Source organism: Halolamina pelagica (assembly GCF_001307315.1).
Taxonomy (GTDB): Archaea; Halobacteriota; Halobacteria; order Halobacteriales; family Haloferacaceae; genus Halolamina; species Halolamina pelagica_B.
In genome coordinates, this window is sequence record NZ_LGUC01000002.1 from 123867 (window position 1) to 138577 (window position 14711).

The following is a 14711-nucleotide window of genomic DNA, read 5'->3' on the forward strand; positions in this document are numbered from 1 at the left end:
GCCCCGAGGAGGTCGGCGTACGCGTCGGTGGTGAAGTCGTCGCTCACGACCATCCGCGGCCAACGGTGTACTGCCGGTGTTCCGTGGTCGAGAGGTCCAGTACGTCCCGGCCGTCGACGACGACTGCCGGCGGCATCGCCGCCCAGTCGACCGCGTCGAACGCCTCGTGAGCGGTCGCGAGCACGACCGCGTCGGGCGCGCGTTCGGGCAGTTCAGCGACCGACACGTCAGTCGCCGCCAGCCCCGCAGCGTCGACCAGTGGGTCTGCCGCGAGCACGGTCGCGCCGCGGTCAGTCAGTTCCGCACAGATGTCGATCCCCGGGCTCGCCCGGGTCTCCCGGATCCCCGCCCGGTAGGTCAGCCCGAGCACCGCGACCGTGGCGTCGGCGAGCGCGGCGTCGGGCGCCGAGTCGCTCGCTGTGGCGCCGCCGTCGGGAACCCCGACCACATCGTCGACCGAGTCGGTGGCCGCCAGCCCGTCCGCGACGCGGTCGACGACGAACGCCGGCATCGCGTCGTTGACGCCGCGAGCGGTCGACAGCATCGGCACGTCCACGTCGAGCCAGTTGAGCACGAAGTACGGGTAGTAGGGGATGCAGTGCCCGCCGACGCCGGGGCCGGGGGTGTGAATCTCGCAGTAGGGCTGCGTGTTGGCGGCGTCGATCGCTTCCCGCACGTCGACCCCGAACTCGTCGGTCAGCCGGGCGAGATCGTTCGCCAGCGCGATGTTCACGTCGCGGTAGAGCCCCTCGAACACTTTCACCGCCTCGGCGGTGGTGGCGTCGTCGACGCGAACGATCTCGTTGTCGACGAGCTCGTCGTACACCAGCTCCGCGACGCGGCCGCTCTCGGCGTCGACACCCCCGACGACTTTCGGGTGGGTGCCGCGGATGTCCGCCAGCGCGCGGCCGCTGGACGTGCGCTCCGGACAGACCGCGACGCCGAACGTTCCCGCCGCGAGATCGCTCCGCTCGACGAGCATCGGGTGGATGACGTCCGCGGTCGCTCGCGGGGGCAGCGTCGACTCGAGTACCACCAGATCACCCGGCAACAGCCCGGTAGCGATCTCGTCGACGACGGCCTCGACCGCCGAGAGGTCGGGGTCGTTGGCGTCGTCGATCAGCGTCGGCACCACGACGACGTGGATCGCGGCGTCCCGCGCGGCGTCCCCCGCGTCGATGGTCGCGGTCAGCGCGCCGTCGGCCGCGAGCGAGTCGACCAGCCCGTCGAGGCCGGGTTCGCCCTGGACCGGCGAGTCGCCGGCGTTCACCCGCTCGACCACGCGCTCGTCGATGTCGACGCCGGTGACCGCACCCGTGTGCTCGGCGTACACCGCCGCGAGCGGGAGCCCCATCTTTCCGAGGCCGTACACCGCGACCGGGATCTCGCCCGCGCGGAACTGCTCGCGCTGGCTGGCGGGCGACGCGAGCGTGTCGTACAGCGCGGGGGTCACTGTGACACCTCCGTCGCCGCCCGCTCGTCGACGCGGGCGGAGACCTGCCCCGCGAGTTCGACCGCCCGGACGCCGTCCTCGGCGCTGACCGCGGGTGCCGTGCCGTTCGCGGCCGCGTCGAGAAACGCCGAGAGCTCCTCTTTCAGCGGCTCGCCGCTCTCGACGAAGGGGCGCTCGATCACGCTCTCGATACGGTGGCGCACGTCGCCGTCGGCCGCGACGTACTCCGGGCGGGAGCGCCGGTGGACCTCGACGGTCTGATCGAGCAGGTCGACGACCACGCGACACTCCTCGGCGGTGACGGTCAGCCGGCGCACGCGCTCCTGTGTGAGTCGGCTGGCGGTGAGCGAGGCGACGGCGCCGTCGCCCGCCCAGGTCGCCGTCGCGTACTCGCCGTCGCCAGCCCCCGCCGCGGAGACGAGCGTCGGCTCCTCCTCGAGCAGCGTACAGAGCAGGTCGATGTCGTGGATCATCAGATCGAACACGACGTTGGCTTGAATGTCGCGCTCGACCGGCGGACCCAGTCGCTCGGCCGTGACGGCGACGACCGAGAGGTCCTGAAACGCCCGCAGGAGCGTCTGGATGGCGGGGTTGAACCGCTCGATGTGGCCGATCTGGATCGTGACGCCCGCCGCGGCCGCGTCGGCGGCGAGTTCACGGCCCACATCCGGGTCGTCGACGAACGGCTTCTCGACCAGCACGTCGACGCCGGCGTCGATGCAGTCCCGGACCAGCGGCGCGTGGACCGCCGTCGGGACGGCGACGGAGACGGCGTCGACCACCTCCAGCAGGTCCGGCGACTCGTAGATCGCCGTCTCGAACTCCGTCGCCGCGGCCGCGGCCGCGCTGACGTCCGCGTCAGCGATGCCGACGAGTTCGCTGTTCGGGAGCTCCTGGTACACCCGGGCGTGGTTGCGGCCCATGCTCCCGACGCCGATCACGCCGGTGCGAAGGCGGTCGGTCACGAGTCCATCACCTCCGGCTCCGGCGCCGCCGTGTCGACGCCCGGATCGAACGTCTCGACCGCCCGGGCGATCTCCCGGATCTCCGCAACCGACAGTCCCGGATGGATCGGGAGCGAGAGCACGCGATCGGCCGCTCGGTCGGCGACCGGCGCGTCGGCGTCGTAGCCGTCGTAGGCGGGCTGCTGGTGGATCGGGGTCGGGTAGTACACCGCCGAGTCGACGCCGCGCGCCTCGAGGTGGGTCGCGAGTGCCTCGCGGTCGTCGGTGCGGACCGTGTACTGGTGATACACCGGGCGAACCCCCGGCCGTTCGGTGGGCGTCTCGACGGCGGCGTCGGCCAGGCGGTCGTTGAGGTAGGCAGCGTTCCCCCGGCGGGCGAGGTTGAACGACGGCAGTCGGTCAAGCTGGGCACGGCCGATGGCGGCACAGACGCTCGTCAGCCGGAAGTTGTGGCCGACCGCGGCGTGCTCGTAGCCGGCGACCCGGCCGTGGTCACAGAACCGACGGACGCGCTCGGCGAGGTCGGGATCGTCGGTGGTGACCATCCCGCCCTCGGCGCTGGTGGCGTTTTTCGTCGGGTAGAACGAGAAACAGCCGGCGTCGCCGATGGAGCCGACCACCTCGCCCTGATAGCGCGCGCCGTGGGCCTGTGCGGCGTCCTCGACCAGCGCCACGTCGTGGGCGTCGGCAAGTGCCTGGAGGCGATCCATCTCGGCGGGCATCCCGTAGAGGTGGACCGGGAGTACCGCGACCACGTCGTCGCGCTCGGCCAGAATGTCGGCGACAGCACTAGGGTCGATCGTCAGCGTCTCGGGCTCCACGTCGGCGAACACCGGCTCCGCGCCGGCCAGCCGGACGGCGTTCGCACTCGCGACGAAGGAGAACGGTGTCGTGATGACCGCGTCGCCCTCGCCGACGCCGAGCGCCTCGAAGGTGGCGTGCAGCGCGGTCGTGCCGTTGGTCGTCGCGACCGCGTACTCGGTCCCGCAGATGTTGGCGAACGCGTCCTCGAACCGCCGGACAGCGGGGCCATCGGCGAGCTGGCCGCTCTCGATCACGTCCCGGACGGCGTCCAGTTCGACCTCGCCCACGTCGGGTGCGGCGATCCGGATCACGCGTCGTTCCCTCCCTGCAGTCGCTCCGGCAGCGGCTGGTGTTCGGCTGGCGCTCCCACCGCGAGCGTCTCCGGGGGCACGTCCTCGGTGACCACGGCGTTGGCGGCGACGAACGCGCGCTCGCCGACGTGTACCCCAGGCAGGATCGTCGCGTTGGCGCCGATCGAGGCGTCGTCCTCGATCGTCGGGCCCTCGAGCGGTGCCTCCTCGCGCAGCGGGTAGGGGTCGTTCGTCAACGCGGCGTGGGGGCCCAGGAACACGCGGTCGCCGAGTGTCGTGTTCCGCGGGAGGTACACCCCGTCTGCAGCGACACGTCGTCGCCGAGCTGGCAGTCGCCGTCGACGACGGCGTGGGTGCCGACGAGCACGTCGTCGCCGAGCACGGAGCCCTCGCGGACGACTGCGCCGTGGCCGGTCGCGAACCGGTCCCCGATCACCACGTCGCCGTAGATGACCGAGTGGCTCCGGATCGTGGGGTTCTGCCCGATCGTCGGCCCACCGTCGGCGCTGCCGAGCGTGGCGCCCGGGTGGATCTCGCCGTCGGTGTCGGTGTCTGCCCCAGTCATCGACGGCCACCTCCCAGCACAGGACGACTGCCCCGGCGTGAGCGGTGGGGTAGCTGATCGGACGGTCCAGGACGGCGGTCGGCCGCTGATAGCGCGTGCAACATAGTCGGTTCCGCCGGTGGCGGGTACGAGAGGGTCCCGGCGACCGACCCAAAGTTATAAACGCGCTTTCGGGCGGTTATGCCGGTATTAAGCCGGACGCGATCGGGAACGATCCACGGCACAGCGGTCACTCTGGAACCGTCTGTGTGCCGTCGATCGGCGAGCCGTCCGTTCCACAGCGTTCGGTTTCGGGGTCGTTGCCGACACGGACGTTGCGGCGTTCGATCTGGGAGTTCCGTAGCGACAGGGGATCCTTGGTGACGGAGATGCAGGAGTCGAGCAGTTCGCCCTCGACGTTCGTGGTGACGATGCCGTCCCGGTCGTCGCCGGACTGGTGAATCTGGAGGTTCTCGAACGTGCAGCCGCGTCGGTCGGCCGCCTGCACCGCGGCACTGTCGGCGGCAGTGCCGGTGATCCGGACGTTCTCGAACCGGAACGGGCCCGCCCGGACGGCCTCGTCCGCGTCGTCGTTCGGGCTCTTCACTCGGATCGCGTTCACGCCGTCGGCGTCGACGTGCAGGTGGCAGTTCCTGACCGTCGCGGAGGCGAGCTCGGAGGCGATCGTCACCGCGCCGTCGCTGCTAGTCACGTCCAGCAGTTCGACGACGCAGTCCTCGACGAGGTGGTCGTAGCCGCCGCGGAGGCGGATCCCGCGCATGTTCACCCCGACGGCGTCGCCGTCGTCACACCGAACCCGGGCGCCGTGGACGAGGCTCGGCTCGCTGGTGGTGATGCGGACGCCCGCAACGCCGTTGTTGCGGAAGAAGCCGCCGTAGACGCGGATGGATCCCTCCGGGGGTCGGCGTACAGTCCGTTGTCCGGAAACCCGGCGATGTGGCAGTCGTAGAACTCCACGTCGCCGTGATTGTTGTCGCCGACCTCACAGCCGGTGACGCTCGGGATGGTCGCCCCGTCGGGGAGTGAGAGGCCGTCGACGATCCCGATCCCGTCGGGCGAGGTAACGTCGAGTCGGACGATATCCCCGCCACGTCGACCACGCCCCGGACCGAGAGATCGCGGTACAGAATCAGGTCGTTGGCGAGCCCGAGAACCGGACGCCCGCCGGTTTTCTCCGCCCGGTAGTCGAACGTCAGCCCGCGGACGAACAGTGCCGTCATCGGATCGGGGTAGCCGACGGCAAGCACCGTCGAGTCGAACCCCGCCGGCGGGACGATGACGGCGTCGTCCCCGAGGAGGCCGATTCGGCCGTCGCCGTTGACGGCGACCGTTTCTTCGATGCGGTACTTCCCGGGCGGGAAGTACAGCAGCGTGCCGTCGGTGGCGTGGGTCGCTAGCAGCTCGTCGATCGGGGCCTCGGCGTTCTTGTCGGCCCCGAGCTCTGCCAGGTTCGCAACCTCGTCGAGCCCCCACGCGGTCGCCACTGTCGACGGGTCCTTAGACAGGACCGGGTGGCGGTAGTCCCGCTGGGCGCTGGGCGTCGTCGTCGGATCACCGGCCGTCGCCGGCGACGTGCCGCGGCGTGGCCCTCGCCGTGACGGCGTCGATCCACAGCCTGCCGTCCAAGCGGTTCCGAGACCCGCGAGATAGCCGAGCAACTGGCGGCGATGCATTCACCGGTGAATGGACCACTGGACGCTTCGTTATGTGGCGTCAATTCGGCGCGGCGGCGTGTCGTGGAACCCGCCAACGTGGGGACACAGGCCGAGGTTACCTCGGCTGCGGCCCCCTGGCCCGGGAGTGCGGACTGCCGGACTGGGAAGCGATCACCGACTGTGGCTTGCCCCGGCGGTCGCGCGGCCTCAACAGGACTGTTAACAAAGGGGAGAGCCCCGAACGCGAGCGTATGTCCCTCACGACAGCCACAGCACCCGTCCTACAGTTCAGCGGCGACTTCCTGGAGTGGGCGGTCGTGTTTCTGATCCTCGCGATCGTCGCTTACATCGTCGGCGCGCGCGGGATCGCCGGGCTGAGCATGACTGTCGCGAAGTGGCTGGTCATCGTCTTCCTCGTGTTGATGCTGGTCTCGATCGTGCTCTGAGCGGGGCCCGCAGATTTTGGGGTGTGACTTACTAACCGGATCACTGCCGTTCGTCCACGGTATGCAGATCGAATGCCCACACTGTGGTACCCGACTGGCGCTCCCCCTCTCGGCCCGCGATATCCAGAACGTCCTGGGGACGAACTACCGCCTCCAGGGTGGCGAACACGAGTGTGCGGACTGTGAGAACGAGCTCGGGGTGTACTACTACTGAGACGGGACCCCTCGAAATGACTCCCTTACAATAGTCGTTCCTCCACTAGAGGGAACTGGAATCGACCGGACCGGGTTCGGTCTCGGTTCGATTCCGCCCCCGATCCCGACCCAGACGAGCGGGGTTGGCGCTCCCCTCGCCGACCCCTCGCCCCACCTGCATTCCGGATCGAGCGGGCCCGCCGCGGTCGAGGCCCCGAGCCCAGGCCCCCTCGGCCGCGGCGGGTCTCCCACTCGGAGCGGTTTTTTCCGTCTCGCTGAGACGAGTAGCGTGATTACCCGAGTTACCACTAGAAGTATCGCCGGTCCCCGAACACGTAGTTGTCAGCAGGCACGCACGTGTGCCTCGGCATGTTACTCCCGAATGGCACTATCACCACCGACGATATCGACCGACGCGTTGCTCACCGTACTCGCCGACAGTCAGCGACGGCGGATCCTCGGCCAGCTTCTCACGAGCGATGGGGAAACCTCCGTCGAGGCGCTCGTCGAGTCGTGTTTCCGCGTCGACGGCGCGAACACGCCCCACGCTGAGTGGACGACCGCAGCCCACCACAACCACCTGCCGAGACTCGAGGCCGTGAACGTCGTCGACCTCGACTCCCGGCGGGATATCGTCGGTCGGGGGCGAACTTCGACGCGGCCACGTCGCTCCTCTGTCGGATCGCGGCGGTGCGGGAGGACGTCTCCGTCTGCGGGTGTTGACCTCGCCGGCCGTCGTCGCCGCTACGGCGGCGAGACTTCGATGCCGCCGTCCGCGTAGAGCGTCACCGTTACGCCGGCGTACTCGAACGAGAGCCGGACCGTCCCGTCGGGGTCCGAGAACAGGTCGTCGATCGCCTCGGCGTCGACGGACTCGTACAGCGACGGGAGCGCCGTCAGCTCACGACCCGTCGTGGCGGCGACCGCCTCGACGACGGCGGTGCTCGGCGTGGCGTCGCCGTCCCACTGGTACTGCACGGTGCTTTCGTCGGGGCCCGTCCGCGCGGGAGCCGTCGGGATGTCCTCGTTTTCTTCGCTCATCGGTCAGTCACCACCTGCATTGGGGGCTGTGTGCCAGGGCCGAAGGGTTGCCGACTCAGTTCGTACGTAGTATCGTAGCATGGAAGTATATGACTATCGCGGGTCGTCCGACGCCAGTTCGTCGTGGTTCCTCTCGAGTTGCCACGCGAACATCGCCTTGAGAACGACGACGAGCCCGTTGGCGCGTCCGGAGCCCCAGATGGCGGTCTCCGCACGCGAGGGGGCGTCGCCGTCGTCGACGAGGACGCTTACCAGCGTCTTCTCGCGGTCGACCATCAGGAGACGACCCGCGGGCGTGTCCGCCCAGTCCCAGATCGATTCGAAGTACGTTGCCTCCGGGAGCGCGTTGTCGAAGCCGGGCTGGAGTGGCTGAAGCAGTCCTCGACGACCGGGGACCACACCGAGATCAGCCGACTCCTGCTGGTCGACCGGCAGGCGATCCTCGTGAGCTCGTTCACCGCGGGCAGTGATCGGGGTCCCGAACACGAACAGGCGGTGTTCGGCCGCGGGTTCGACAACGGGGTGGTCACCATCGTCCGACGCCTGATGGCGACCGGGCTGCTCTCCGCGGACGATCCCGTCGCCGACGGAGGGTAACCCGTCTCAGCGCTTCGCCGAGAGCTCCTCGACGGCGGCCTCGTCGACGATCACGAACGCGTCGTCGGCCAGCATCTCCTCGTCGGTCGGCAACACCAGCACGCGGTTCTCGCCGTCGGCGTCGGTACCGATCATGTCCAGTTCGACTGCTTCGTAGCCGAGATCGTCGACCGGGTCCGGATCCTCGGGGGCGTGCCGCCAATCACCTCTTTGTTCGCGGTCCATCAGGCGTCCCTCTGGATGCTGATAGCCGCGTCGCCGTCGACGGTGATCTCGGTCACGCTGCCACTGAAGCGGTAGGCGTCGACGCCGCTGCCGACCAGCCCGACGACCTTCCCGTCGGACGCGATGTCCTCGATCTGGTCCCAGCTGGTGCCGTCGTCGGTCGCTTGGCTCAACGACTCGTCGCGGGCGACCGAGCCCGAAACCGTGAACGTGTACGTCGTCACGTCGTCGGGCGTCCCGTCGATCGTCACCAGGTGCGGGCGGTCGACCGAGCCGTCCGTGCTATCGGTCGAGGTGTCCGTGGAGGTGTCTGTCGACGTGTCCGTCGAGGTGTCTGTCGAGGTGTCCGTGGAGGTGTCTGTCGTCGAGTCAGTCTCCGTCGACGTATCGGTCGTCGAGTCGTCGGTGCTGTCCGCCTCGAACGAGAGCGGGTCGACCACGTTCCCGTTGACCAGCACGTCGAACGCGTAGTCCTGGGGGTCCCAGGAGAACGACTGGACGCTCCCGTCGACGATGTACGCGTCGCCGTAGCCGTCGTTGCCGGTGAACCCCGTGACGGTGACGGTGCCGTCGCCGTTGTCCGTGATCGAGTCGCCGTTGCCGGCGGTGACTTTGCTCGAGGTCTCGTGGAGTTCGGCCGTGCCGTCGACGACGAACTCGTAGTTCAGTTCGCCCGACTGGCGGGCGATCACTTCGACTACGTCCTCGGTGTCGGCGGTGCTCGCCGCGCCGACGAGGTACGCGAACGTCGTGGTCGTCCCGTCGAGGGAGACGTCGACGGTCGCGTCGGCGGGGAGGCTGTAGTCGACGACGCTGTCGTCGAACCGGAACGAGTCGAGTTCGTCCGGCGCGAGCACGCTCGTCACGGTGAACGTGCCGTCGCCGTTGTCCGTGATCGTGTCACTGTCGGACTCGGCGTCGCCGGCGAACTCGACGGGGCCGTCGACGGTGAACGTCGGCTCGATCGTGCTGTCGTTCTCCGCCGCGGCGTGGAGGACGAGCGTGTGGGCCATCGAGTCCTGCTCCTGGACCGTCGAGCCGGCGGACCCGTCCCACGGGCCGATCCCGTCGCCGACGCCCGCGATCTCGTCGGCGGCGGCGTAGCCGGTGACCTCGGACGGGTACGGGAAGTTGACGCTGTCGTCCTCGGTGATGCCCGAGCCGTCGTAGTCCGGCTCGATGGCGCGGCTACCCGAGCCGGCGACGGTGCAGTTCTCGATGGTCACGTCCATCTCGCCGTTGGACTTGTCACGCACCAGGTCGCCGTCGGAGTCGTTGTAGAACGCACAGTCGCGGATCTCGACCGTGGAGCCCGCGGCGCCGTCGTGGAGCTCGATCAGGTCTGCGGTGCCGTCGACGTCCAGGTAGATGAACCAGCAGTTCTCGATCAGCAGGTCCGCCGGGTGACGCAGTCGGATCCCGCGGGAGTGGGGGACGTTGGTGTCGTCGTTCTCCACGGGTTCGGTGACCGCGATCAGGCTGTTGCGAATGACCGTCCGCTCGCTCTCGTCGGTGCCGTCGCGGTGGCCGACACGAACGTTGGCGATGTTGTTGTTCACCGCCGCGCAGTGCTCCATCGTCACCGGCGGCTTGTCGAGATAGGCGCCGTTGTTCACCATCCACCCCCACGCGGAGTTCCGAACAGTGAGTCGGTCGTTCCCCCCGTCGGGCGTGTACAGCGCGCGGTCCTCGTCGCGCTGGCCGCCCTCGGGCCAGATGAACCCGTCGACGGTCGCGCCGGGGGCGACGTTAATCCCGGCCTTCGCCTCGTGGTTCGAGTTCCGCACCACGACGTTCTCGAGTCGTCCCTCGATGTTGCCGTCCATCGTGCCGGACTCGAGGTTCAGCACCACGTCGCCGGCGCTTCCCTCGCCGACGATCGCGTCGCCGCTGCCGACCTCGAGACCGGAGCCGTCCCACGTGTACTCCCCGGGGGATCGACGTGCCGCCGCCGGGGAGGTTCACGTCGGCCGCTGCCGCGTTCCCCGACAACGCGCCCAGCCCGGTCAGCGCAGCCGTCGCGCCGAGGGCCTTCATCATCGACCGCCGCCCGAGCTGGCCGGATGACCCGTCTGAGTCGGTAGTAGGCTCGTCCTGTGCCGCCTCGTCCTCGCCATGGCGTTCTGCCATGAACGGGTAGAGAGGGATTACCTGAAAGTAGATTCTGACGGGGTGGGGGCCAATCGGGGGTAGAACGCCCTTACTTCCCGACGTTTGTGAGCCAGATAACGATATGATCACGACCAACTCCGGACCGAAGCGGTAAGCGTAGCTTACAGATCTACCCAGCGCGCGGCGGAAACCAGTAGGGTAATTTATCTATTAGTAGGGAGCTCCGTACGAGGAGTAGGGTAATTGTTACCACGGCACTACGCGCGGAGGGCTACAACACGCGCCCAGTAGGTCAAGGCCAAACGCAGTAGTCCGTCCATACGGCGCCTCGTCGTCGACAGGCGAGGGTCACCCTCTCTATAACAAATTCCGGGCCATCGGAACACGCGGCTGTGACAGATCGAGAATCGGGCGGCATGGAGACGTTACTGATCGGGCTCGACGGCGCCTGTCGGGATGTGCTCGATCCGCTTTTCGACGCGGATCGGCTGCCGACGCTGGCCGGACTGTTCGACCGAGGCGTCGTCGACAGCCTGGAGTCCCAGATCCCGCCGTGGACGCCGAGCGCGTGGCCGTCGCTGTACACCGGCGTCAACCCAGGACGCCACGGCGCGTTCGACTTCCTCGCCTTCGACGGCTACGACTGGGGCCTGGTCAATCGCAGCCACGTTCGGGAACATGCGCTCTGGGAGCTGCTCGACCGGCACGGGCGCTCGAGCGTGGTGGTCAACGTCCCCGTGACTGGCCCGCCGCGCCCGTTCGACGGCGCGCTCGTTCCCGGCTACGTGAGCCCGGAGCGCCCGACCTGCCATCCCGAGGGGCTGCTCGAGCGTATCGAGGCCGAACTCGGCGAGTATCGGGTGTATGCGCCGGAGGGCGTCGACGGCGACGAGCAGCTGACGTGGTACCGACGGCTGGTCGAGATGCGCGGGGAGGCGTTCCGGCTGCTCGCTGCGGAGCACGAGCCCGACTTCGGCTTCCTCCAGTTCCAGCAGACGGACACGGTGTTCCACGAGCGCCCGGCGGACGACACCGCGATCAGAACGGTGTTCGAGGCCGTCGACGACCAGATCGAACGGACGCTCACCGCGTGTGACCCCGACCGGGTGATCGTCGCCAGCGATCACGGGATCGGCCCCTACGGGGGGACGGAGTTCCGAGTCAACGAGTATCTCGCCCAGCAGGACTACCTCCGGACGACCAGCGGCGAGGGTGGTATGCCCTCCTGGACCGCGATCAAAGGCGACGACGAGGCGTCGACGCCATCGGCGGCCGAGCGCGCGGTTGCGCTGGCCTCGGCGGTCGGCCTCAGCAGTCAGCGGCTCGGTGCGGTGCTCGACCGTCTGGGCCTGAAAGAGTTCGTGCTCGACCACGTCTCGACGGACACGGTTCGGGCCGGCACCGAGCGCGTCGACTTCCCGAACTCGGCGGCGTACATGCGCTCGCGAACGGAGCTGGGGGTGCGGATCAACAAGGCGGGGCGGGATCCCGACGGCGTGGTCGCGCCCGCGGAGTACCCCTCGGTCCGGAGTGATCTGATCGGGGCGCTCGAAGCGGCGCGAACGCCGGATGGCGATCCCGTCTTCGGGGACGTCGCGCCCGCCGAGGAGTACTTCGAGGGGCCGTACGTCGACGAGGCCGTCGATATTCTCACGGTGCCCGCGGGGTTCGACCACATGGTCTCGGCGTCGCTGCGCGGCGAGACGTTCGGCGCACCCGACGAGTGGAACCACAAGCCTGCGGGGGTCGTCGCCCTCGCCGGCGACGGCGTCGACACGGCCGCCGAGCTGGAAGCGGCCCACCTGTTCGACGTGGCGCCGACCGTGCTCTCCTCGCTTGGGGTCCCGCCTTCGACCCGGATGGATGGCGAGACGCTCCCGCCGGTCACGGCCGTGCCGCCGGACTCGTACCCGCCCTTCGAGGCGCGAGTCAGCCGATCCGATGACGAGGCGGTCACCCGCCGACTCTCACAACTGGGGTACATCGACGACAATGAGTATTGAACTCCGCACCATCGACGACGCGTCGCGTTGGAACGAACTACTGAACGACACGAACCACCCGACTGGGTTCCACCACGCGGCCGCCCTCGACGTGTTGGAACGACACACCGACGGTGACTGCCACCGGCTGGCCGGCTTCAAAGGCCAGGAACCGGTGGGGCTGTTTCCCGTGTTCACGATCCGGAAAGGCCCCGCAACCGGGGCGTTCTCGCCGCCGCCGAACCTCAAACTGCCGTACATGGGGCCGCTGATGCTGGATCGGCAGCCGCTGAAGCGTCGGCGCTACGACAAGCGCAACCGTCGGTTCGTGGAAGCCTGTCAGGACTGGCTCGACAGCCAGCTCGGACCCGGCTACACCTCCCTCCGGACGGCGCCGGGGTACGACGACGTGCGGCCGTTCCTCTGGCAGGAGTACGACGCGACGCTGCGGTACACCTACATCGTCGACATCGACCGCTCCCCGACGAGCTCCTGTCGGCGTTCAGCACCGACGCGCGGAAAAACGTCACCAGCGAGTACGACGTGGCGTACGAGATCGAGGAGGGCGGCGTCGACGATATCGACCGGATCGTCGACCAAGTTCGCGAGCGACACGCCGAGCAGGACGAACCGTTCTGCCTCGAGAACGCCACCGTCCGGGACCTCTACGATGCGCTGCCCGAGGGCGTGATCCGGCCGTACGTCTGTCGCGTCGACGGCTCCTACTCGGGTGGGTTCGTGACCGTCGAGTTCGGCGGCCGGGCGATCCGCTGGGTCGGCGCCGCGAAACCCTCGGTCGATCTCCCGGTGAACGACCTGCTCGACTGGGCGTACGTGACGGACGCGATGGAGCGGGGCGTGACGACGTACGATCTCGCTGGCGCGAACAACCAGCGCATCGCGCAGTTCAAAGCGAAGTTCGCCCCGGAGCTGGTGCCGTACTACGCGCTGGAGAACGGGAACCGGACGATGACGGCGCTGTCGAAGCTGTACGGTACACTCCGTTCGTAGTCGTTCGGGTGAGAAGGTGGGCGGAGGGGGACGACCAGCCCGGTGCTAGGCGGCGACCGTCAGGCTTCCGGGCGCTTTCCTGCTGTCGTCGATTCCCGGAGCCGCTGGATCGCCGACGGTTCGACGAGCTCGACGCCGTACGCGTCGGCGACGCTTAGGGCACCGGTCTCGTAGCCCGCCGCGGCGGCGACCAGCAGATCCGAGGGCGTCTCCACCTCGCTGAGCACGGCCAGCAGCGTCGCCGCCGAGAGCTGGCTCTCTCCCGGGACGGTAAGCACGACTCGCGGGCGGGCAGATCGGACGAGGAGGGCGGACCCGTCGTCGATCGGCGCCGTCACGTCGCCGATTCCGTCGGGGCACTCGGCCGGGGCGGCGTCGACGACCTCCCAGCCGTACGCTCGCCACGTCTGTGCGACAAGTCGCGTGAACTCGTCCGGGTCGAGATGGGCGAACCGCCCGTTGATGTTCGTCTTCATCGCCACCCGTCGGCGATCGCGGACCGATCCACTTCCCCCCGCCGTCGTACCGATCCGGATTGGCCGCGCAGTCGGGGCACCGGTGCACCTGGTCACCGTTGTCGCCAAACACGCGGGCGAACCTCGCCGTCACGTGGGCGTCGCAGTTTCGGCATTGGGGCATCAACTGTCCCAGTACGCGTCAACGGTTTCGTTATACACTGCCTGACAGCACCGCTCGGGGATGGGTGGCGTCGTAGGCTGGATCTGTCGGAACCGGCAGGTCGAGGGATCGGGGTAGTCGACTCATACTTTTGTCTGCCCGATACGTCGCAGTTACGAAACCATGGAGATCCCCAGCCCCTTCGAGTGCATCGGTGTTCTCGGCGTGATACTCGGCGTAATCGGGCTCCTCGTCGGGCTCCCGATGCTGCTGATCTGGAACATCGTCCCCTGGGGGTGGTACATCACCGTCGGCAGCGGTACTCTCGTTGGGCTGTCGTTCCTCTACTGCTGGGGGTGGGAGTGGGAGCACCTGCCGCTCCAGCGGTCCTGACCGACAGGTCTCGTCGTCCCGGCTCTATTCACCGCTACGCGACTCAATCCACCGCTACGCGACTCTATCCTTCGCTCCGACGACGAACGGACCGGGGACGCGAGGCGTTCGGGATCCACAATCGCGAACCACGGGCCGGATTCGCAAGGTGGCAATTCGTCTTAACCAACAGAACGCCCGGGTACCCGGCCATCTGTTGGTTAACCGTTCGCCGTGTATCCAACGCCACCCTCCGATCTACTCTCAACCGTCTTCCTTCCGGCCGGTTTACGGCCCGTCTCGAACACCACCACGTCCGCAGTTCTGGACGGGTTGGCAACGTTCGACAGGGAACACCA

Annotated in this window: 17 protein-coding genes and 2 pseudogenes; 7 read left to right on the forward strand and 12 right to left on the reverse strand. The window is 68.4% G+C overall.

The window, feature by feature from the left end; all coding sequences use genetic code 11:
* Positions 1–43: 43 nt before the first annotated feature.
* The 6 genes and pseudogenes from SY89_RS14285 to SY89_RS14310 form a co-directional block, all read right to left on the reverse strand.
* Entirely contained in the window at positions 44–1453 is a 1410-nt protein-coding gene (locus SY89_RS14285) for a nucleotide sugar dehydrogenase (RefSeq protein WP_054584841.1), read from the reverse strand.
* On the reverse strand, positions 1450–2376 hold the full coding sequence (locus tag SY89_RS14290; RefSeq protein ID WP_080506788.1) for a Gfo/Idh/MocA family oxidoreductase: 927 nt from the start codon (positions 2374–2376) through the stop codon (positions 1450–1452). Before SY89_RS14290 ends, SY89_RS14285 begins: the two co-directional genes overlap by 4 nt.
* A gap of 38 nt (positions 2377–2414) precedes the next feature.
* On the reverse strand, positions 2415–3533 hold the full coding sequence (locus SY89_RS14295; protein WP_054584843.1) for a DegT/DnrJ/EryC1/StrS family aminotransferase: 1119 nt from the start codon (positions 3531–3533) through the stop codon (positions 2415–2417).
* A pseudogene (locus SY89_RS14300) lies at positions 3530–4098 on the reverse strand (acyltransferase). Before SY89_RS14300 ends, SY89_RS14295 begins: the two are co-directional and overlap by 4 nt.
* 229 nt (positions 4099–4327) lie before the next feature.
* The gene (locus SY89_RS14305) at positions 4328–4858 is read right to left on the reverse strand and encodes a hypothetical protein (protein WP_054584844.1); all 531 of its coding nucleotides are present in this window, start codon (positions 4856–4858) and stop codon (positions 4328–4330) included.
* Between the two features lie 25 nt (positions 4859–4883).
* Positions 4884–5582 (reverse strand): hypothetical protein, encoded by a 699-nt coding sequence (locus tag SY89_RS14310; RefSeq protein WP_054584845.1) that lies wholly within the window; start codon positions 5580–5582, stop codon positions 4884–4886.
* A 422-nt stretch (positions 5583–6004) separates the two neighbouring features.
* On the opposite strand from SY89_RS14310, the gene SY89_RS14315 reads away from it, so the two are divergent.
* From SY89_RS14315 to SY89_RS14320, 3 genes are all read left to right on the forward strand, one after another.
* The gene (locus tag SY89_RS14315) at positions 6005–6199 is read left to right on the forward strand and encodes a DUF1328 domain-containing protein (protein WP_054584846.1); all 195 of its coding nucleotides are present in this window, start codon (positions 6005–6007) and stop codon (positions 6197–6199) included.
* A gap of 61 nt (positions 6200–6260) precedes the next feature.
* Entirely contained in the window at positions 6261–6413 is a 153-nt protein-coding gene (locus tag SY89_RS17460; RefSeq protein WP_189319204.1) for a hypothetical protein, read from the forward strand.
* Between the two features lie 363 nt (positions 6414–6776).
* A complete protein-coding gene (locus tag SY89_RS14320; protein ID WP_144427272.1) occupies positions 6777–7175 on the forward strand; it encodes a DUF7344 domain-containing protein in 399 nt (132 codons plus the stop codon).
* On the opposite strand, the gene SY89_RS14325 is transcribed toward SY89_RS14320, so the two are convergent.
* A complete protein-coding gene (locus SY89_RS14325) occupies positions 7139–7435 on the reverse strand; it encodes a HalOD1 output domain-containing protein (RefSeq protein WP_054584848.1) in 297 nt (98 codons plus the stop codon). The genes SY89_RS14320 and SY89_RS14325 overlap by 37 nt on opposite strands.
* Positions 7436–7528: 93 nt before the next feature.
* Positions 7529–7834: a hypothetical protein gene (locus tag SY89_RS16245; protein ID WP_189319205.1), complete on the reverse strand. Its 306-nt coding sequence runs from the start codon at positions 7832–7834 to the stop codon at positions 7529–7531.
* A 45-nt stretch (positions 7835–7879) separates the two neighbouring features.
* Here SY89_RS16245 and SY89_RS17465 point away from each other — a divergent pair, with 45 nt between their 5' ends.
* Positions 7880–8032, forward strand: a complete 153-nt coding sequence (locus SY89_RS17465; protein WP_189319206.1) for a hypothetical protein — start codon at positions 7880–7882, stop codon at positions 8030–8032.
* 6 nt (positions 8033–8038) lie between these two features.
* Here SY89_RS17465 and SY89_RS14335 read toward each other — a convergent pair whose 3' ends face one another.
* Both SY89_RS14335 and SY89_RS14340 read right to left on the reverse strand, forming a co-directional pair.
* Positions 8039–8257, reverse strand: coding sequence for a hypothetical protein (locus SY89_RS14335; RefSeq protein ID WP_054584850.1), 219 nt, complete (start codon positions 8255–8257; stop codon positions 8039–8041).
* Entirely contained in the window at positions 8257–10107 is a 1851-nt protein-coding gene (locus SY89_RS14340) for a right-handed parallel beta-helix repeat-containing protein (protein WP_144427273.1), read from the reverse strand. Before SY89_RS14340 ends, SY89_RS14335 begins: the two co-directional genes overlap by 1 nt.
* A 678-nt stretch (positions 10108–10785) precedes the next feature.
* Here SY89_RS14340 and SY89_RS14345 point away from each other — a divergent pair.
* Together SY89_RS14345 and SY89_RS17470 are read left to right on the forward strand one after the other, a co-directional pair.
* Positions 10786–12372: an alkaline phosphatase family protein gene (locus tag SY89_RS14345; RefSeq protein WP_054584852.1), complete on the forward strand. Its 1587-nt coding sequence runs from the start codon at positions 10786–10788 to the stop codon at positions 12370–12372.
* A 522-nt stretch (positions 12373–12894) separates the two neighbouring features.
* On the forward strand, positions 12895–13362 hold the full coding sequence (locus tag SY89_RS17470) for a GNAT family N-acetyltransferase (RefSeq protein WP_189319207.1): 468 nt from the start codon (positions 12895–12897) through the stop codon (positions 13360–13362).
* Between the two features lie 59 nt (positions 13363–13421).
* Here the strand turns inward: SY89_RS17470 and SY89_RS14355 are convergent, their stop codons facing one another.
* Together SY89_RS14355 and SY89_RS19885 are read right to left on the reverse strand one after the other, a co-directional pair.
* Positions 13422–13838, reverse strand: a complete 417-nt coding sequence (locus SY89_RS14355) for a hypothetical protein (protein ID WP_144427275.1) — start codon at positions 13836–13838, stop codon at positions 13422–13424.
* 37 nt (positions 13839–13875) lie between these two features.
* Positions 13876–14001 (reverse strand): annotated as a pseudogene (locus tag SY89_RS19885) (DUF7563 family protein); the annotation flags it as partial.
* 162 nt (positions 14002–14163) lie between these two features.
* Between SY89_RS19885 and SY89_RS14360 the strand changes: the two are divergent.
* Positions 14164–14373, forward strand: coding sequence for a hypothetical protein (locus SY89_RS14360; RefSeq protein ID WP_054584854.1), 210 nt, complete (start codon positions 14164–14166; stop codon positions 14371–14373).
* Positions 14374–14711 lie beyond the last annotated feature (338 nt).